General features: G+C 53.4%; 16 protein-coding genes. 10 read left to right on the top strand and 6 right to left on the bottom strand.

Going from position 1 to position 20,301, the window contains the following annotated elements; translation table 11 throughout:
* The first annotated feature begins 68 nt into the window (after window positions 1-68).
* From metH to ACN0V1_RS06295, 4 genes are all read left to right on the top strand, one after another.
* Window positions 69-3,767, top strand: coding sequence for a methionine synthase (gene metH, locus ACN0V1_RS06310; protein WP_417544193.1), 3,699 nt, complete (start codon window positions 69-71; stop codon window positions 3,765-3,767).
* Between the two features lie 33 nt (window positions 3,768-3,800).
* Window positions 3,801-4,037 carry a DUF2970 domain-containing protein gene (locus ACN0V1_RS06305; protein ID WP_417544192.1) on the top strand — a complete coding sequence of 79 codons (237 nt, stop codon included), beginning with the start codon at window positions 3,801-3,803 and terminating at the stop codon, window positions 4,035-4,037.
* A 411-nt stretch (window positions 4,038-4,448) separates the two neighbouring features.
* Window positions 4,449-6,101, top strand: a complete 1,653-nt coding sequence (locus ACN0V1_RS06300) for a nitrite/sulfite reductase (RefSeq protein ID WP_417544191.1) — start codon at window positions 4,449-4,451, stop codon at window positions 6,099-6,101.
* A complete protein-coding gene (locus ACN0V1_RS06295) occupies window positions 6,094-6,600 on the top strand; it encodes a DUF934 domain-containing protein (RefSeq protein WP_417544190.1) in 507 nt (168 codons plus the stop codon). The genes ACN0V1_RS06300 and ACN0V1_RS06295 overlap by 8 nt, the downstream gene beginning before the upstream one ends.
* Window positions 6,601-6,751: 151 nt before the next feature.
* Here the strand turns inward: ACN0V1_RS06295 and ACN0V1_RS06290 are convergent, their stop codons facing one another.
* Window positions 6,752-7,750: a YhdH/YhfP family quinone oxidoreductase gene (locus ACN0V1_RS06290; protein ID WP_417544189.1), complete on the bottom strand. Its 999-nt coding sequence runs from the start codon at window positions 7,748-7,750 to the stop codon at window positions 6,752-6,754.
* Between the two features lie 22 nt (window positions 7,751-7,772).
* Complete coding sequence (gene sohB, locus ACN0V1_RS06285; RefSeq protein ID WP_417544188.1) at window positions 7,773-8,837, bottom strand: protease SohB; 1,065 nt, start codon at window positions 8,835-8,837, stop codon at window positions 7,773-7,775.
* Window positions 8,838-9,065: 228 nt separating this feature from the next.
* Between sohB and ACN0V1_RS06280 the strand changes: the two genes are divergently transcribed.
* Window positions 9,066-9,380, top strand: coding sequence for an SCP2 sterol-binding domain-containing protein (locus tag ACN0V1_RS06280; protein ID WP_417544187.1), 315 nt, complete (start codon window positions 9,066-9,068; stop codon window positions 9,378-9,380).
* Window positions 9,381-9,467: 87 nt separating this feature from the next.
* Here ACN0V1_RS06280 and ACN0V1_RS06275 read toward each other — a convergent pair whose 3' ends face one another.
* From ACN0V1_RS06275 to ACN0V1_RS06260, 4 genes are all read right to left on the bottom strand, one after another.
* Window positions 9,468-11,174, bottom strand: a complete 1,707-nt coding sequence (locus ACN0V1_RS06275; protein WP_417544186.1) for a chemotaxis protein — start codon at window positions 11,172-11,174, stop codon at window positions 9,468-9,470.
* A 224-nt stretch (window positions 11,175-11,398) separates the two neighbouring features.
* Window positions 11,399-12,109 carry a DNA polymerase III subunit epsilon gene (dnaQ, locus tag ACN0V1_RS06270; protein ID WP_417544185.1) on the bottom strand — a complete coding sequence of 237 codons (711 nt, stop codon included), beginning with the start codon at window positions 12,107-12,109 and terminating at the stop codon, window positions 11,399-11,401.
* 32 nt (window positions 12,110-12,141) lie between these two features.
* On the bottom strand, window positions 12,142-12,585 hold the full coding sequence (gene rnhA, locus ACN0V1_RS06265; protein WP_291945773.1) for a ribonuclease HI: 444 nt from the start codon (window positions 12,583-12,585) through the stop codon (window positions 12,142-12,144).
* A gap of 47 nt (window positions 12,586-12,632) precedes the next feature.
* Entirely contained in the window at window positions 12,633-13,424 is a 792-nt protein-coding gene (locus ACN0V1_RS06260; protein WP_417544184.1) for a class I SAM-dependent methyltransferase, read from the bottom strand.
* Window positions 13,425-13,547: 123 nt separating this feature from the next.
* Here ACN0V1_RS06260 and gloB point away from each other — a divergent pair, with 123 nt between their 5' ends.
* The 5 genes from gloB to ACN0V1_RS06235 all read left to right on the top strand — a co-directional run bounded on the left by gloB (window position 13,548) and on the right by ACN0V1_RS06235 (window position 20,298).
* Window positions 13,548-14,342: a hydroxyacylglutathione hydrolase gene (gloB, locus tag ACN0V1_RS06255; RefSeq protein ID WP_417544183.1), complete on the top strand. Its 795-nt coding sequence runs from the start codon at window positions 13,548-13,550 to the stop codon at window positions 14,340-14,342.
* A 154-nt stretch (window positions 14,343-14,496) separates the two neighbouring features.
* Window positions 14,497-16,206: a LysM peptidoglycan-binding domain-containing protein gene (locus ACN0V1_RS06250; protein WP_417544182.1), complete on the top strand. Its 1,710-nt coding sequence runs from the start codon at window positions 14,497-14,499 to the stop codon at window positions 16,204-16,206.
* Window positions 16,207-16,328: 122 nt separating this feature from the next.
* Entirely contained in the window at window positions 16,329-18,170 is a 1,842-nt protein-coding gene (locus tag ACN0V1_RS06245) for an extracellular solute-binding protein (protein WP_417544181.1), read from the top strand.
* A gap of 15 nt (window positions 18,171-18,185) precedes the next feature.
* Window positions 18,186-19,271, top strand: coding sequence for a microcin C ABC transporter permease YejB (locus ACN0V1_RS06240; RefSeq protein ID WP_417544180.1), 1,086 nt, complete (start codon window positions 18,186-18,188; stop codon window positions 19,269-19,271).
* A gap of 1 nt (window position 19,272) precedes the next feature.
* Window positions 19,273-20,298: an ABC transporter permease gene (locus ACN0V1_RS06235; RefSeq protein ID WP_417544179.1), complete on the top strand. Its 1,026-nt coding sequence runs from the start codon at window positions 19,273-19,275 to the stop codon at window positions 20,296-20,298.
* The last annotated feature ends 3 nt before the right edge of the window (window positions 20,299-20,301 follow it).

Below are 20,301 nucleotides of genomic sequence, written 5' to 3'. Positions count from 1 at the left end.
GCATTTTGCTATCATCCCGCGCCACAGAACCAAACACGCCGTTAATAACGACATCCGGAATACAGACTATGACCGATCGCAACACTCGCCTGGAACAACTTCACAAAGCCCTGCAGGAACGCATTGTGATTCTCGACGGCGGTATGGGAACCATGATCCAGAACCAGAAACTGGATGAGCAAGCGTTCCGCGGCGACCGGTTTGCCAACTATGATCGGGAGGTTCAGGGCAACAATGACCTGCTGAACCTGACCCAACCTGCCCTGCTGCGAAACATTCACGCAGAGTATCTGGATGCCGGTGCAGATATTATTGAGACCAATACATTTAATTCAACCCGTGTGTCTCAGGCGGACTATGGCCTCGAAGAGATCGCCAAAGAACTGAACGTAGCTGCCGCGAAGCTGGCACGCCGGGTCGCGGACGAGTTTACCGCAAAAAACCCGGACAAACCCCGGTTTGTGGCGGGTGCTGTAGGGCCTACGTCCCGTACGGCGTCTCTTTCCCCGGACGTAAACAACCCGGGGTTTCGGAACGTCGATTTCCAGACCCTGGTCGATAACTATTACGAGTCAGTTGAGGGCCTGGTCGAGGGCGGCTGCGACATCATCCTGATCGAAACCATCTTCGATACCCTGAACGCAAAAGCAGCCATTTACGCGACTCAACAGTATTTTGAAGATAGCGGTATCGAGCTGCCAATCATGATTTCCGGCACCATCACCGACGCCTCAGGCCGTACCCTGTCCGGCCAGACTACCGAAGCCTTCTGGAACTCTGTCGCCCATTCCCGGCCTATCTCTGTTGGATTGAACTGCGCTTTGGGTGCCGATGCCCTGCGTCCTTACGTAGAAGAACTGTCCGGCAAAGCTGACACCTATGTAAGCGCACACCCCAACGCCGGTCTGCCGAACGAACTGGGCGAATATGATCAAACGCCCGAAGAAATGGCCGACATCATCGAAGGTTTCGCTCGCGACGGTTTCCTCAACATTATCGGTGGCTGCTGTGGTTCTCGCCCGGAGCACATTGAGGCCGTTGCCAAAGCTGTGTCCAAGTACCCCCCGCGGAAAGTACCGACGCGCCCGAAAGCGCTGCGTCTGTCCGGCCTTGAGCCCTTCACCGCCGACGAGAGCAGCCTGTTTATTAATGTGGGTGAGCGCACCAACGTAACTGGCTCCAAGCGCTTTCTGCGGCTGATCAAAGAGGAACAATACGAAGAAGCCTTGAGCGTGGCGCGGGATCAGGTTGAAAATGGTGCCCAGATTATCGACATCAATATGGACGAGGGCATGCTGGACTCAAAGGAAGTGATGGTTACCTTCCTTAATCTCATTGGTTCAGAGCCGGATATCTCAAGAGTCCCCATCATGATCGACTCCTCCAAATGGGAAGTGATTGAAGCGGGGCTGCGCTGTATTCAGGGCAAGGCGGTGGTTAACTCCATCAGCCTGAAAGAAGGCGAAGAAGCGTTCATCAAACGGGCACGTGACTGCATGCGTTATGGCGCTGCTGTTGTTGTTATGGCCTTTGATGAACAGGGCCAGGCGGATACCTATGAGCGCAAAACTGAAATCTGCAAGCGCTCTTACGATGTTCTGACCAGCATCGGCTTCAATCCCGGCGACATTATTTTTGACCCCAACGTTTTCGCCATTGCCACAGGTATTGAAGAACACAACAACTACGCCGTCGATTTTATCAACGCCTCACGCTGGATTCGGAAGAACCTGCCCCATGCGTCGATTTCCGGCGGTGTGAGCAACGTGTCTTTCTCCTTTCGCGGTAACGACGTGGTGCGTGAAGCCATTCACTCCGTGTTTCTCTATCACGCCATCAAGGCCGGCATGAACATGGGTATTGTAAACCCGGGCCAACTGGTGATTTACGATGAGATCGAACCGGAACTGAAGGAGCTGGTTGAAGACGTCGTGCTCAACCGCCGGGATGATTCCACAGATCGCCTGCTGGAAATCGCCGAACGCTTTAAAGGCAAAGGCGGGAAAACCCAGGAAGAGGATCTCGCGTGGCGTGAGTGGCCAGTAACAAAACGGCTTGAACATTCTCTGGTCAAGGGCATTACCAACTTTATTATCGAAGATACTGAAGAGTGCCGGCAACAGGCCGAACGCCCTATCCATGTCATTGAAGGTCCACTCATGGACGGCATGAACGTGGTCGGTGACCTGTTTAGCGACGGCAAGATGTTCCTGCCCCAGGTCGTTAAAAGCGCCCGCGTCATGAAGCAGGCGGTGGCCCACCTGATTCCGTTTATCGAGGCGGAAAAATCCGAAGACCAGCAAGCCAAAGGGAAAATCCTGATGGCTACGGTAAAGGGCGATGTGCACGACATTGGCAAGAACATTGTTGGTGTGGTGTTGCAGTGCAATAACTACGAGGTTATTGATTTGGGCGTGATGGTGCCCTGTGACAAGATTCTGGCGGCAGCCAAAGAACACAACGTGGATATTATCGGCCTGAGCGGACTTATCACGCCATCTCTGGACGAAATGGTGCATGTCGCCCGGGAGATGCAACGTCTGGACTTCCACCTGCCTCTGATGATCGGCGGCGCCACAACCTCAAAGGCACACACCGCGGTAAAAATTGAGCCTCACTACAAGAACGACATTGCTCTTTACGTATCGGATGCGTCCAGATGCGTTAACGTAGCCTCGCAACTGCTGAGTAAAACGGCCAAGCCAGCGCTCGTGGAAGCGGCCAGAACTGAATACGATGAAGTCCGGGAGCGGCGGAAACAACGCGGTGACCGCACCAAGCTGGTCAGCCTTAAACAGGCACGGGCAAGAGCCCCGGAAATCAGTTTTGAAAACTATGTGCCGCCCAAGCCGGCCTTCACCGGCACTCGGGTGTTTGAAGAGTATGATCTCAATGAACTGGTGCCCTACATAGACTGGACACCGTTTTTCATCTCCTGGGATATCGCCGGGAAATACCCGCAGGTTTTCGATGACCCCAAGCGTGGTGAAGCCGCCCGAAACCTGTTTGACGACGCCCAGATAATTCTTCGTAAAATGGTTGATGAAAAGCGTGTAACCGCTTCAGGTATAATAGGTTTCTGGCCTGCGAACCGCCGCGGCGACGACATTGTGGTGTACACCGACGATACCCGCAGCAAAGAGCTGACCACCCTGCATCACTTACGCCAGCAGGATGAGAAAGCGCCAGGTAAAGCAATGATGGCCCTGTCTGATTTTGTGGCCGAAGAAGGCTCAGAGTATTGCGACTATGTAGGTGGTTTTGCGGTTACCACCGGTATCGGTGCGGAAGAAATGTCCCTTGAATATAAAAACGCCAACGATGACTACAACGCGATCATGGTGAAAGCCCTGGCGGATCGCCTGGCCGAAGCCTTTGCAGAGCGTATGCACGAACGCGTACGCAAGGAATTCTGGAGTTATGATACTGGTGAACAGCTTGAGAGCGAAGACCTGATCAAGGAACGTTACCGCGGTATCCGCCCTGCTCCCGGTTACCCTGCATGCCCCGACCATACCGAGAAAGCAACACTGTTCCAACTGTTGGACGCGACTGCAAAAACCGGCATTGAACTCACTGAACACTTTGCCATGTTCCCTACGGCAGCCGTTTCAGGCTGGTACTTTTCGCACCCGGATTCAAAATTTTTCGCAGTCGGTAAAATTGGCGTAGATCAGGTTGAAGACTATGCTGAGCGTAAAGGTCTTTCCAAAGCGGAAGCAGAGCGATGGCTGGCACCCAGCCTCGCATATGATCCGGCGGAGTAATGGCCACTCTTACACGCAAAGAGGATGGGTTATATGGCAAATGCGCCAGATACGGAGAAGGCTAAAAACAAAAAAACCAAAGGCCCAAGCGTTTTAAAGGTGATGCAGAGCGTAGCTGCGGGCGCCTTGGGGGTTCAATCCAACAGGCGCCACGAAGAGGATTTCGAGAGCCACAGCCCGTTGCCCTACATTATTGGTGGCTTACTGTTCACGGCGCTCTTTATTGGCACGCTCGTTCTGGTTGTAAATATAGTGTTGTCCGGGCAGTAATCGCTACTGCCCGGAAATCCAAACCACAGCGGATAAGACTACGAGTGCTACCAGTAGCACTGACGCTATGGCATCGACCTGACTGTCTGATCGCATTAGCTTCTTCATTACCTGCTCCTTGTCCAGAGGCCCGGGTTGCCGGTGCCTGCTATTCGAATTTGAATGAAACTCGTAATCGGTGTTTTCTCCCATCTCATTAAAGCATCAAATTGATATTCGTCCAGCGCCGATGACATCGCCTTATCGCCTGAATCGATAAACATATCTTGAAATAATCGTTTCTAGAATAAGAAGCCGCTGTTATCCTACCTTTCAGATATAAGGCCCCGATTTTCGGGCGCACCTGACGTTCCTGAGCTGGAATCTTTCAGGTGCATGCCGCTACGACGATTTTACCCAGGACTTTCCTTTATGTACGTATACGATGAGCACGATCGGCAAATGATGGCCGAACGGGTTGCACAATTCCGGGACCAGACCACGCGGGCACTGGCCGGAGAGCTGGCAGAGGACGAGTTTCTTCCTTTGCGCCTCCAGAATGGTCTTTACATTCAACGGCTTGCACCCATGCTGCGCATCTGTGTGCCCTACGGCATGCTGCGTTCTGTTCAATTGCGCCGTCTGGCCCGGATTACGCGGGATTACGACAAAGGCTACGCTCACTTCACAACACGCCAGAACGTACAGCTCAACTGGCCTGACCTGGAAGACGTGCCTGACATTCTGGCAGAATTGGCTGAAGTTGAAATGCACGCAAACCAGACCAGCGGAAACTGCATCAGGAACACAACGACAGACCAGTTTGCAGCTGTTCAGTCGGACGAATTGGTGGACCCCCGTCCCTACTGTGAAGTCATTCGACAGTGGTCGACCTTTCATCCGGAATTCGCGTTTCTGCCCAGAAAGTTCAAGGTTGCCGTAAATGCTTCAGACCAGACCGACAGAGCCGCTATCCGGGTGCACGATATAGGGCTTCAAATAGTACGCAATGAAGCTGGCGAACTCGGATTCCGTGTGCACGTCGGTGGCGGGCTTGGGCGCACCCCTATGGTGGCCCCTGTTATCCGTGAGTTTCTTCCGGAGCTGGACCTTCTCACCTACCTTGAGGCCGTTCTCCGGGTCTACAACCGCTACGGTCGCCGCGACAACAAGTTCAAGGCCCGTATCAAGATTCTGGTAAAGGCTCTGACACCGGAAGGGTTTGCGGAGAAAGTCGAAGCCGAGTGGGCGCATATCAAGGATTCGCCGAGCCGGCTGATACCTGAGGCCATTCAACGCATTCAGGGCTACTTCACTGAGCCTGATTATGCGGCTCTGGATAATGCAACTGACGTGCTTGCACAGCAACGGTTCGAAAACCGTGGTTTTGATCAGTGGCTACAGCACAACGTGGACACCCACAAGAAGCCCGGCTACGCCATTGTTTCACTGACCATGAAAAAAACCGGTACGCCACCGGGAGACGTTACCGACCGGCAGCTTGAGCAAATTGCAGATCTGGCGGATGAGTACAGCTTCGGTGAAGTACGGGTAACGCACCAACAGAACGTGGTGCTGGCAGATGTGCGACAGGATCGCCTGCTGGAGCTCTGGCAGCAGCTTGGCCCAATGGGTTTCGGCACAGCTAACCTGAATACGCTGACGGACATTATTTGCTGCCCGGGTGGTGACTTCTGCGCTTTGGCCAATGCCAAGTCCATTCCTGTGGCTGACGCGATTCAGCGTCGTTTCGATAATCTCGATTACCTGTACGACCTTGGCGAGATCGATTTGAACATTTCAGGCTGCATGAACGCCTGTGGCCATCACCACGTTGGCAACATCGGCGTTTTGGGTGTCGACAAGAAAGGCCAGGAATTCTATCAGGTCAGCCTCGGTGGCTCTTCGCAGCACGATGCATCTATCGGGAAAATACTGGGGCCATCCTTTGCTCAGGATGACATGCCCGATGTGATTGCCAAGATCATTGATGTGTACGTAAACAAGCGCACGGATGAGGAATCTTTCCTGGATACTTATCGCCGTGTTGGAATCGATCCTTTCAAGGAGCGGGTTTATGCCTGATATTATTTTCCGGGATGGCAGCATCCGTCAGAACCATTGGGTTGTGGTTCCTCGCCCTGATGCCGGGGAATCATTGAATATTCCTGACAATCAGCGCGCACTGATCCCGGCCGATCTGTGGCTTGCGGGTCGAGAGCACTTTGTTGGCAGAGAGGATATCGGAGTGTGGTTTGACAGCCATGATGAGCCGGAGATTTTAGCCGATCATGTTAATGAGTTACCCTTGATTGCGGTGAATTTCCCGAAGTTCAGTGATGGTCGGGGTTACAGCATTGGTCGTTTGCTGAGGGAGCGGTTCGGGTTTAAAAATGAGCTACGGGCGATTGGAGATGTGCTATTGGATCAACTTCAGTTTATGAAGCGTTGCGGCTTTGATACTTATGAGCTGCGGCCCGATAAGGATATCCGCAAGGCGGCGCGATCTCTGAACTTCTTCAGTCAGGGGTATCAAGCCGCTACGGATACAGATTTGCCTTTGTTTCGGCGTCGGGCTTCTTAGGTTTCTGACCCGGAACCCGGAGTCTGCTACCAGAACGGGGCCAGTAGTCAAAACACGCTGTGAATACGTCCGTGTACGCTTGGCTCCGCCATCCATGGCTACGCACAGTTTTGACTACTGGCCCCGTTCTGGCAGCTTCAGCTTAGGCGTTTCAGATCGCGTGATCCAGGACGATTTTTCCCGCTGACTCACCTTTCAGGAACGCTTTCAGCGCGCCATCGAGATCAGCACGGCCAATCCGCTTCGCGGAAGCTTCGGCCTTCGGGCATTTCCAGTCACCCGCAAACTTTTTCCATACGGCTTCTTTTTCTGCCAGCGGAATTTCCACCGAATCCACACCCAACAGGTTCACACCGCGCAGGATGAACGGGAGAACCGTGGTCTGAAGCTGGGGGCCCGCAACCAGGCCGCAGCAGGAAACTGAACCGCCAGGCTTGATCTGCTTCAGTAGTTCTGCCAGAGGTGACCCTCCAACGGTATCTACAGCGTTGGCAAATACTGGTTTCAGCATCGGTTTCTTATCTTCATCCAGTGCATCGCGTCCAACAACGTCTATAGCACCGAGTTCTTTCAGGCTGGCTTCGTGATCGGCTTTGCCACTGATCGCGACGACGTCGAAGCCGAGCTTTGCGAGCAGCTCTACGGCAACGCTGCCAACCGCGCCTGAGGCGCCGGAAACGGCTACTTTGCCCTGCTCTGGCCTGGCACCCATGGTGAGAAGCTTTTGTACGCACAATCCTGCGGTGAGACCGGCGGTGCCGTAGATCATTGCCGTGCTGGCGCTCCAGCCGCTTGGCATGGGCACGCACCAGGCAGAGGGAACACGGATGTATTCACCAAAACCACCAGCGGTGCCCATCCCCAGGTCGTAGCCGGTCACAATAACCGGGCTGCCAACAGCAGGTGTTCCGGTTGCGGATTCGACAACTTCACCGGCGGCGTCAATGCCCGGCGTGTGCGGGAACGTGCGTGTTACGCCTTTGTTGCCTGAGGCCGAGAGTGCGTCTTTATAGTTGAGAGAAGAATGGCTGACTTTTATCAGCACCTCACCCTCAGGGAGATCTTTGGTGCTAAGGGTCTGTTCGGCGCCCCTATAGTCGCCATCCTGTTCTTCAACGCGCCAGGCTTTATATTGGATATCGTTCGTCATGATTTCCCCCGCTTGCTGTTAGTTACTGTATTTTCTGGTTGCGAAACGCACTCAGGACTCTCCATACCGTGTGCTCGAGCGCTGCACTGGTTGCCAGCCCGAGTTTCTCCGGCAGAGTCCGTTTGCGCTGGAATGAGACAGAGACTACGTCTGCCCTGTCGCAGGCTTCAATGAGATATTCGTCGGAGGTTTTGATCTCGTCGATCAGTTTCACCTCCAGCGCCCGCTTTCCGAACCAGATGTCTCCGGTGGCCACAGCGGCTATATCGAGATCAGGCCTGCGCTCGCTGACGTAATCCTTGAACAGGCCATGTGTGTCTTCCAGGTCGTTGAGAAATTTCTGTCGACCTTTATCAGTGTTTTCGCCAAAGATGGTCATGGTGCGCTTGTGCTCGCCGGCCGTCAGTATTTCAAAGTCGACGTTGTTCTTCTTGAGCAGCCGGTGAAAATTGGGCAATTGCGCCACAACACCAATAGAGCCTAGTACAGCGAATGGCGAAGCGATAATTTTGTCGGCAACGCAAGCCATCATATAACCGCCGCTTGCAGCCACTTTATCGACACAGGCCGTAAGGTGAATGCCTTTGCTGCGGATCCTGTCGAGTTGTGCAGCGGCCAGGCCATAAGCGTGCACCAGGCCTCCACCACTTTCGAGACGAATCACGACCTCATCTTTGCCTGGCTCAGCGACGCTGAGCACGGCAGAGATGGCGCGGCGAAGAGGATCTGTGTCGCTGGCTTTAATGTCGCCGTCGAAATCCAGTACATAGATGCGTTTCGGAGCATCTTCAGGGGCGTCCGCATCGGTTTTCTTTGCTTTACCGGCTTTCTTTTCGGCTTTGTCTTTCTTCTTTTTTGCTTTGTTCCAGGCTTTCTGCTCATGCTCTGACATGAGTCGCGCCTGGATGGACTCACGCAGCTTGCGGTATTTCTCATTGAGCTTGCGGATTTGCAGCTCTCCGTCGTCTTCGTGGTCATCCCTTTCTTTATGAGTCGCGGAGACAATAATAGACACGACCACAATTGCCGCAATAACAAAGGTGACCACTTTAGCCAAAAACAAACCGTAATCCGTCAGAAACTCCAAATCGCTTCTCCAGCCAGTTAAGCAAGCACGAGAGTGTAACTTACCGAAACTCTAGTGATAAGCGGAGCAAAAAAATTAAAACAAGCGTTCGATCGAGCTTGACAGTGATTCAGTCTCACCATAAAGTCGAAAGGCGAAGTCGGCTCTACCCGGCTGCCGCCAAGGCTTTAAAAGCCAGGCGCATAAAGCCGCCACCATGACAAGACAACCACCACAAAGGGTAAAATAATGTCTGTAGATCAAATCTTTCAAAAACTCGAGCAGAACTTCAACGCAGACGCAGCTCAGGGCCTCGATCTGGTTTTCCAATTTGACATCGAAGATGACAAGACCCATCACTTGGTCATCAAAGACGGAACATGCACACTGCACGAAGGCCCTCACAACGACCCTTCCGTAACACTGATCATGAACTCCGAAACCCTGCAGGGTATTGTTTCCGGTGAAACTGACGGTATGCAGGCTTTCATGGCTGGGCAACTGCGCGCCGAAGGCGACATGATGCTGGCTACCAAGCTGGGTGAGCTGTTCAACATGGGCTGATTAGCCCCGCCGAGCTCATAAAAAAACCCGCGTTAAAATATATACGCGGGTTTTTTGTTATCTGGCCTTTACCGTCAAGTCGACACACTACAGACCGACATCACCCAGCGATGACTCTGCCAATCTGAGCAGGTCTTCGTTGCTCTCCTCACGCTTGCCAATACTTTCAATATAGTACTCAAGCGATGTCAGAGCATCCGCCAATGCTTCCAGAACCTGGGTTTCAGGTGCTTCACGTGCATCCAGTAAGCGCTCCTGTATGGATGCTGCAACACGCTCAAGCACGCGTGCTGCACCAGGATCATTCACCATCTGCAACCCGCCCCAAATGCTGTGCAAGGTTGCGGGCAAATTGGCGAGATGAAGCTTGTCATAATCCGATTCCACAAACGCTGTAATGGCGCGCTTGGCGAGCGTTAAAGCACCCCGTGCTTCGTCGGCCACCACGTAAACCGCTTCCCTGAAATAAATGGACTCTTCCCGGCTCCGTTTACTGCCCGCCAGCGCATCGGTTTCTGACGTGATGCCACGACTGACGATCTGCATGACCGCGTCTTCAATGCCCAACACAGAGTCCGCAAGGCGGAACAGCTCTTCTTCACCGGGCAGACGGGATTCTGCTTCCCATGCCCGCAGTCTTACAGCTTCTTCGCGGGCGATGGTTGCTAACCGATTGAGGTCGAGCATTACCAGGGTATTGCCCAGACGTTCCAGGGTATCAGCAATGGAAGACAGCTCAGCCAGATCCGGCTCAATACCGCGCTCGATAATATCAAGCTTGTCTTTGAGCTGGTTCAACTCGTCCTGCAAGGCTTCAGAGAGGGATTTCAAGACATCTGCGCCCGGGCCATAAAGGCGGCGTGAATGAGCTTCCAGAATGGAGTCCGGAAACTCAGCAGGCGTCAGATGAAATGCAGAAAGAACCCCAGTAACTTCCGGGTTTGCAGAGCCACTACGGTAAAGCAGGTAAACCAGATCGCGAATGAGGGAGTCTGGCGCATCTTTGGTCGTTGCCACCTTGCCGACATAAACCACTTCCCGCGCGTATTTTTCGATTCGCATGAACAATCGCTTGCGGGCTTTGGTGAAGGTCATGGCACGGTCCAGCATCGTATCCGCTGCTATTGCAACGAGGCACCACATCTGCCCCATCGGAGCTCCCTGGCACAAGCGGACAAAACCCCGCGCTGACCTGCCAAAAAGTTTCTGACTAACCACAGGACTCCGATCCCGAAGCAAACCCAGCAGCGCAACCTGAAAGGTCATGCGCATACGCCGGGCAACAATTTCATAGTCTGCTTCATTGCCTTCAAAAGCAGGAACCGACAAGCCGCCACAAAAATCAGGCCTTTCCTTTACATCAACTTCAAAAAAACGGGATTCCGAGTAAGGTTTCTCACGGCGAGCTTCACGCAGTTCATTGATAACCGGCAGTAAGAGTTCCGGATGATCTTCTCGCTGCTGATGGTAATACTCGACGTAACGACGAAGGATAAATAGCGCGTTACTCAATGTCGTCAGGAGGATATTTTTATCGTCATTCGCACCAACAGGCACATCGTTGGCCATGGTGACCGCTTCCTGACACAGCAGGGTGCCGCCACGAAGCTCTACCAGAATGAAAATACCGCGAAGTTGGTTCAGAAAATCCAGACAGTTTTGCAGGTCTTCCCCACTCTCCCGGTTTTCCTGAAAGCGTTCGAGACTGGATTCAGCCTGTTTGATGGTCTGTTCTATTTCACTTTTGACCAGATCAAACGACTGCGATTTAGTCGCCAGAGACGATTGAACCATACAACGCTTCCTGTTAAACCGCGGAGAACTACTACCACGTCGTCCATGTGAGCTATAGCCTGCCAAAGACCCATGCCAGACCTTTTTATTATGAGTCGGTTTTACCCCTCCGACTAAAGCACGCATCTGATGAAAAACTGGCGTACTAACCATTACTTATAACATAAAACTCAAGTACCTCAACAAAGCAGGAATGTAACAATTGGTACAGGCAGACGCACTTCTCATTCTGTGCCGTTAAATTTTCCCCATACGGTTTCGCCAGCCTTCTTTTCAAGAGCGGACATGAAAGCCTCATGCGCATCGTTCTCAGCTTCGGTAGGCCTGACAACCGCTAGCGCTGGCCTGTCTGAACCCAGCCTGCGAATACCTCTGGCGCCACCGCCGTTTTCAGAACCGGCATCCAGGGACAGGGCGGTTTGGCCGCCGGTGAGCAACAGGTATACATCCGCCAGAATCTCCGCATCGAGCAGGGCGCCGTGCAGCTCCCGGTTACTGTTATCAACGCCATAGCGTTTACACAAGGCGTTCAGGTTGTTCTTCTGGCCAGGGTGCTTCGCCCGGGCAATTGCAAGGGAATCCACAATGCCACAATGATCGGCTGTTTTTCGTACCGGCTTGATCCGGCCAAACTCCGAATCCATGAAGCCCACATCAAACGCAGCGTTGTGAATCACAAGCTCTGCGCCTTTTATAAATTCAAAAAACTCATCCGCGATCTCTGCAAATTTTGGCTTATCCACGAGAAATTCGTTGGTAATCCCGTGAATGGTAATGGCTTCTGCTTCAACTTCTCGTTCCGGGTTGATATAGACATGATAATTACGCCCTGTAGGCTGACGCTCCATCATCTCCACACAGCCGATCTCGATGATCCGGTGCCCTTCTGCCGGATCAATACCTGTTGTTTCTGTATCCAGTACAATCTGTCTCATAATTTCCACACCGGTTCGGGGTTGAATCGTGCTCAGCTGCGGGTTAGTTCGTCAACGCCCTTGTTGGCAAGCTCGTCGGCGAGCTCGTTATCCGGGACACCTGCATGGCCTTTTACCCAGTGCCAGTTAACCTTGTGGTTTGCAGTTTCAATATCAAGTTCCCGCCACAGGTCATCGTTTTTTACCGGCTTTTTCGCCGACGTTTTCCAACCGTTGCGCTTCCAGCCTGAAAGCCACTCCGTAATGCCTTTACGCACGTACTGGGAATCCGTATACAGCTCAACTTCGCAGCCTCGCTTCAAGGCCTTCAAACCCTGTATGGCAGCCATCAGCTCCATGCGATTGTTGGTGGTTTGGCGCTCGCCGCCGTGCATCGTTTTAAGGGCATTGCCATAACGGAGCACAACACCCCATCCGCCAGGCCCCGGATTGCCTTTGCAGGCTCCATCGGTATACAGAATTACCTTCTCGGACATTAAAACTCCTGCATGTGCATAGATATAGCCGGCTCGGAATGGCCGGTTCAGTCTTCGGGATGGTTCAGGCTCTGCGGCGGGCAACCTCTGGATGCGCTTACGGTTCCGGTTCCCGATATACCCATTACGTTATTCTGACGCCATGCCGCCCGTCTGGGAATGCGGGCAGACACCCTTTTTTTCGCAAGGATACAGTAATATGCCCCAACTGGCAGGAGCCCGTTAACGGTCAAGCGTTCACCAAGCCGGTCCGAGGCTTTACGACCGCTACGCTGTAGAGGCAATCGGAAAAACCGGGTTACCGAAACGTCAACCTGAAAGCCCAACAGGTGAAGCCAGTCCTCCATACGCCCGCGCATAAGAAAGCGCCCTCCCCATGGCCCGGCGTGATGTCTTGATATCAGCCTTCTCAGGCCCCAGGCACTGACAGGATTAAAACCAACAAGAGCGATCGTCCCCTCGCCTCTCAAAACCCGTGCGGCCTCACGGAGCGCCTGGTGAGGGTACGGCGAAAAATCGGCAGTATGATGTAGCACAACCAGATCCATGGAGTCGCCAGGAAACGGCAGTTCGTCCGCGTCGCAAACAACAACTCCATCAGGAATGCTCGTAAACCACCTTGGCGTGGTCATCACTTTCTGCGAAAAATCTGTGCCGCTGGTAAGTGGTATACGATGGCTGACGCTCACTTGGAGCTGCCTCGCACCCGTCAGACGGGCAAGCTTTTGATCCAGAAAGCGACGTTGATCAGCCAGCATCGAGCGGCCAAGAGGCGTCTGGAACCAGTCTTCAAAGCTCTCGTGTCGGGACGGATAATCAACAATCTTGCTTTTCTTCACACCGCCTGTACTCCCGCTTTAACAAAGAGCCTGCACAAACCACTGGTCCAGAGGTTGTTGGGGCCATGAGCTTAATGCTCTATCATAGCAGCCACACTTGCCAAGCATAAACGGGGACATCTGATGCTCACCATCTCTGCCATCCCGGCGTTCAGCGATAACTATATATGGTGCCTTGCAGACACAGACACGGGTAAGGCCCTGATTGTCGATCCAGGCCAGGCCAGGCCAGTACAGGATCACCTGGCAAAAAACGATCTCACACTGGATACCATTCTGGTTACCCATCACCACCCGGATCATGTTGGCGGAGTCAAGGCTCTGGTACAGGACTTCCCGGACTGCCGGGTAACCGGGCCGGCCGAATCGCCGTTTAAAGGCAGCACTAACAACGTTCACCCCGGCGATGAGGTTGTATGGGAGCATGTCACGTTTCAGGTAATGAGTGTCCCGGGACACACGCTGGATCACATAGCGTTCTTTACCGATGTTGAGATTGCTGGCCGCCCCGCCCTGTTTTGTGGCGACACCCTTTTTGTATGCGGCTGCGGCCGCCTGTTTGAAGGCACGGCTGCCCAGATGCTTGAGTCGCTTAAATCCATTCGAGCGCTTCCGGGAAATACTGCTGTCTATTGCGCACACGAGTACACTCTGGCCAACCTTCGCTTCGCCCGAAGCTGGCTGCCGGATGACACCGAACTCGAAGCCTTCGAGCGCCATTGCAAAACGCTCAGGGAATCCGGCAAACCAACGGTACCCTCGATACTTGAAGATGAAAAACGGTTAAACCCGTTTCTGCGCTGGGATGACCCTGCCGTTGTGAGTGCCGCAAAACAGTACGGTGCCGGGCAAGGCCTGCCTACAGATTCAGACAGCGGCATCTTTGCAGCGATAAGGCACAGCAAAGATAATTTCTGAACGGTTAACAATTCCTCTCACCGCCGTAACGAGAGGTTTCTTGACCGCTGGAAACGAGCTCCCATAGAATCATTTAACTTTTTGCTCGTAACTCATTAAATATGCCGGATTTTCAGACATGATCCCGGCCACAACCCAGAGTCGGACATCGCCTATGCTGGTTAAACGATTGCCCCTTCTGCTCTTTATTGGTGTATTGACAGGCGGATGCAGCGCTTTTGATTTGGCAGCAGGCGCAGCGCCGAAAAACCCTCTTGACTCGGAAGAGGTGACGCTCGCAACGGGTGATGAAGGTCTCAAGGAGTCGGTAGAAACAGGTGAAGACAGCGATGCTGTTCGTGATGAACCACTAGATGATGCCATAGCTCCTGAACTCAAGGCGGCCGCGCGCGAAGCCCGCGAAAAGCTCGATAATCCAGAACAAAAAATCGCGAGCGAAGAGCTCGTACAGACATATCTATGGGAACGCCTGCGAGCGGGCTTCGTCCTCGATCATAACGTCGACAGCAAGCGTGTCAGAGATCAGTTGAACTGGTATGCAAAGCACCCGGGCTATATGAACCGTGTAGTCGAACGCGGAAGCCGCTACCTGCACTATATTGTCAATGAGACAGAGAAACGTGGGCTGCCCACAGAGTTTGCATTGCTGCCCATCGTTGAAAGTGCGTTCGATCCCTTTGCTTATTCCCACGGCCGTGCTGCAGGCCTTTGGCAGTTTATCCCGTCAACCGGCAAGTATTTTGGTCTCACCCAAAGCTGGTGGCACGATGAACGCCGCGATGTGATTGCAGCTACAGACGCAGCACTTACCTACCTGGATCGGCTGTCTAACCGCTTTGGTGGCGATTACACGCTGGCGCTGGCCGCCTATAACAGTGGCGGGGGCACCGTTTCCAGTGCGATGCGCCGTAACCGGAAAAGTAACAAGCCTGAAGACTTCTGGTCACTGCAGTTGCCAAAGGAAACTCGCCATTACGTACCTAAACTGATTGCCCTGGCCAAAATATTCGACAATCCCGAAGCCTACGGTATTGAGCTGCCGGCTCTAACGGATGAGCCGTATTTCGATATTGTCGACACTGGCGGGCAACTGGACCTCGCCCAGGCCGCAGAGCTTGCGGGCGTTGATATTGACGAAATATACCTTCTTAATCCTTCCTATAACCGCTGGGCAACCTCACCCGAAGGCCCGCACCGGCTGCTCGTACCCCATCAGAATGCCGAAGCCTTCCGCACTGCGCTGGCTGAGATTCCACCGGGCAAGCGCGTTTCATGGCGCAACTATTTGGTCAAATCCGGAGACAGCCTGAACACGATCTCCCGAAAGTTTTCAACAACGCCAGCGGTGCTGCAACAGGTCAATAGCCTTGACACGGATCTGATCCGTATTGGTCAGCGCCTGATGATACCCTCAGCCTCCCAGAACTCCGATACCTACGCTCTCAGTGCATCCAAGCGGCTTGAACGTAAGCAGGCGAAAAAGCGTGACGGCAGCAAGCTGCGATATACCGTTCGCCGTGGTGACACCTTTTGGGACATCGCCAGAGAGCACCGGGTTTCTGTGCGCCAGATCGCCGCCTGGAACGGCATGGCCCCAGGGGACCCTCTGTTTCCTGGCAAAGAACTGGTTATCTGGACCAAAACGACACAACCTACACTCGCCTCTGCCGAAGGAACCCGTGGTAAAGCCATGGTTCGAAAAGTTGGCTATCGCGTTCGTAAAGGCGATTCCCTTGCGCGCATTGCCAGCCGTTTTTCAGTGAATGTGCGGGACATCGCAAGCTGGAACGATCTGAACACCTCGCGTTATCTTCAACCGGGGCAAAGTCTGGTACTCTACGTCGACATCCGGAACAGCCCATAAAGATCATACGTTCACGGCACCGGAACTTTCAGTAACTATAAGAATCATAAAGATTTAGCGGACAAGAGCGCCGGGCAGGATGCCCCGTGCGCTGGCCTGAAACTCCAGAACGTGCGAGACCCATGACAAGAATTCTTACCGCCTCACGCCTTACATTGGTTTTTACATTCCTGGCTCTGCTGGCCTCCTCCGGTTTTGTTTCTGCCAACGACACGGCGCCAGTCTCTTCGGAGACGGAAACAAAGCCTGTTCACGGCATGGCCATGCACGGAGACCCCAGATACCCGGAGGGATTCAGTCACTTTGACTATGTAAACCCCGACGCTCCCAAAGGTGGCACGCTGAAAATGGCTGTTGTGGCCAACGGTTTTGACTCCTTCAATCCGTTCGACATTCGCGGTGTGGCGGCAGCGGGGATTGGCAACTATCTCTACGACACCCTACTGGAATACTCGGCCGACGAAGCGTTCTCCATGTACGGGCTGATCGCAGAATCGCTGGAAACGCCTGAAGACCGTAGCTATGTGATTTTTAACCTGAGGCAGTCAGCCCGCTTTCAGGATGGCGAGCCCATCACCGCAGAAGATGTAAAGTTTTCATTTGACACGCTTACCACCAAAGGCCATCCGTTTTACCGGAATTACTATGCCGATGTGAGCAAGGTGACGATTGAGAGCCCACACCGGATTCGCTTTGACTTCCAGCAAACCAGTAATCGGGAGCTTCCACTGATCCTCGGGCAGATGCCCATTATGCCCGCCCATTACTGGGAGGACCGGGAGTTTGGCAAGAACGGCCTCACTCCACCTCTTGGCAGCGGCCCTTACCGGATAGGCACGTTTGAAGCAGGTCGATCCATCGTATACGAACGGGTAGATGACTACTGGGCGAAGGGTCTTGCCGTTCGCAAAGGCAAGTTCAACTTTGACCACATTCGCTACGATTACTACACCGACGACACCGTTGCACTGGAGGGATTCAAAGCCGGCAGCTTTGACTTCAGATTGGAAACTTCCGCCAAAAACTGGGCAACCGCCTATACCGGCGACAAATTTGATAACGGCACGATCATCAAAGAAGCCATCGAACACCATCGCCCCACTGGCATGCAGGGCTTCGTGTTCAACACCCGTAAAGAAGTTTTCAGCGACCCACGAGTCCGGGAAGCGCTGACCTATGGTTTTGATTTCGAGTGGACGAACAAAAACCTGTTTTTCGGCCAGTACGCCCGCACCAACAGCTATTTCGAGAACAGCGAGCTGGCTTCAACCGGCTTGCCATCCGGGCGGGAACTGGAAATTCTTGAACAGTACCGGGCTCAGCTGGACGAAGAAATCTTCACCAAGCCTTTCAAGGCGCCGTCCACCGATGGAAAGCAAGGCATCAGGCAAAACCTGCGAGTGGCTCTGGAGCTCTTGCGTTCGTCCGGTTACGAAGTTCGTGACGGCAAGATGGTAAACGCCAAAACTGGCGAACCTCTCAAGTTTGAGATTTTGCTGTTTCAGAAAACCTTTGAAAGAGTCGTTCTACCCTTCAAAAACAACCTGGCCAAACTCGGTATTGAGATGTCCGTGCGCCTGGTGGACAGCAATCAATACGTCCAACGCGTACGTGAATTCGACTTTGACATGATCACCCAGGGTATTGGCCAATCAGACTCCCCGGGTAACGAACAGCGGGAGTACTGGCACTCCTCCACCGTAGACGCTAACGGCTCACGTAATTATGCGGGCGTGAGTGACCCTGTAGTCGATGAACTGGTGAGCCTTGTGATACAGGCGCCAGACCGGGAAGAATTGGTACAGCGTACCCGCGCCCTGGACAGGGTTCTGTTGCGGGGTTATTACGTGGTTCCGCACTGGCATTTGGCGAAAGATCGTGTCGCTTACTGGAACCACCTGAAGCATCCGGAAGTCACACCCAAAAACGGTACCGACCTCGACAACTGGTGGGCTGAGCCCTGAGGGAACTGCCGCTAAATGGGCATCTACATACTCCGGCGCCTGGCGCTGATTATTCCTACGCTGATCGGCATCATGCTGCTCAACTTCGTGATCGTTCAGGCAGCCCCTGGCGGGCCGGTTGAACAGCTTATTGCTGAAATGGAAGGCCATGGCGGTAGTGCGCTCGCACGCGCCTCTGGCGGCGACACGGGCGGAGAGGTTTCCAGTGCTTCCGGAGACCGGCGTGGCTCCCGCGGTATTCCTGATGAGATGCTGAAAGAAATCGAAGTCATGTACGGCTTTGATAAACCTGCGCACGAACGCTTCTTCAAAATGCTCAAAGACTATGCCACTTTTAATTTCGGCGATTCCTTCTTCCGGGAGAAGAGCGTAACCGAGCTGATTCTGGACAAAATGCCCGTTTCTATTTCACTGGGGCTCTGGTCTACGCTTATTATCTACTTCATATCCATACCTCTGGGAATCCGCAAAGCGGTTTCTGATGGGTCCAGGTTCGATGTCTGGAGCAGTTCCGCCATTGTAATCGGCTATGCCATTCCCGGCTTCCTGTTCGCTATTCTGCTGATTGTTCTGTTTGCCGGGGGAAGCTATTTCGATTGGTTCCCTCTGCGCGGGCTTACATCTTCTGATTTTGACCAGCTCAACTGGTATCAGAAAGTCGGGGACTATTTCTGGCATCTTGCGCTGCCGGTAACCGCCAACGTTATTGGTGGCTTTGCCACATTGACTCTACTGACCAAGAACTCATTTCTCGATGAAATCGGCAAACACTATGTCGTGACGGCGAGAGCCAAAGGCCTTGACGAGAAACAGGTTCTTTATGGGCACGTGTTCCGTAACGCCATGCTGATCGTTATTGCCAGCCTGCCAGGAGTGCTGGTCTCGCTGTTCTTCACAGGGTCTCTGCTGATCGAGGTGATCTTCTCCCTGGATGGCCTTGGGTTGCTTGGCTTCGAGGCAGCTCTTAACCGGGATTATCCGGTTATTTTCGGCACCTTGTTTATATTTACCCTGATGGGCTTGGCCCTCAAATTGATCAGCGACATCACCTACGTGCTGGTAGATCCACGCATCGACTTTGAAAGCCGGGAGGGCGCGTAACGTGAAGGCGCTGACTCCGATTCAACAGCGGCGCTTGCGTAACTTCCGCAAAAACCGCCGGGGCTTCTGGTCTTTATGGGCGTTTCTGGTTATTTTCGGGCTGACTCTGGTGGCCGAACTGATCGCAAACGACAGGCCACTTGTCATTTCCTATCAGGACACACTGTATTTTCCGGTTGCAGAGACCGTGCCCGAGGAGACCTTTGGCGGTTTTCTTCCCACGGATGCGGATTACCGGGATCCGTTTATTGCCGATGAGATCCTTGCTAATGGCTGGATGCTGTGGCCACCGATCCGTTTCAGCTACGACACCATCAATTACGACCTTGATGTGCCCTCACCTGCACCACCGAGTACCGAGAACTGGCTGGGAACGGATGATCAGGGGCGCGACGTTGCAGCGAGGGTAATCTATGGCTTTCGTATCTCCGTGCTGTTTGGTCTCACGCTTACCATCGCCAGCTGTATTGTTGGCGTCACGGTTGGTGCTATACAAGGCTTTTACGGCGGCAAAATTGATCTGATCGGGCAGCGTTTTATCGAGATCTGGTCAGGCTTGCCAGTGCTCTATCTCCTGATCATTCTCTCGGGCATTGTGCAGCCGAACTTCTGGTGGCTGCTCGGTATTATGTTGATGTTCAGCTGGATGGGCCTGGTTGATGTGGTACGTGCGGAATTTCTCAGAGCACGTAATTTTGAGTACGTGAAAGCGGCAAGGGCCCTCGGGCTGGATAACCGGAAGATCATGTTCCGCCACATTCTTCCCAACGCCATGGTGGCTACGCTGACGTTTTTGCCGTTTATTCTGACTGGCGCCATTACAGGCCTCACATCCCTCGACTTCCTCGGTTTTGGCTTGCCGTCCGGCTCGCCGTCACTGGGTGAACTGATCGCCCAGGGCAAGGCAAACCTCCATGCTCCCTGGCTCGGAATTTCGGCATTTGTTTCCCTCTCACTGATGCTGACCCTGCTGGTTTTCGTGGGCGAAGCCGTACGTGATGCCTTTGACCCCCGTAAAAGTGGATAAGAG

The organism is Marinobacter sp., from assembly GCF_048266785.1.
Classification (GTDB): domain Bacteria; phylum Pseudomonadota; class Gammaproteobacteria; order Pseudomonadales; family Oleiphilaceae; genus Marinobacter.
The sequence above is the reverse complement of the archived record's forward strand: the minus strand, read 5'-3'. Positions and strand labels throughout refer to the sequence as shown.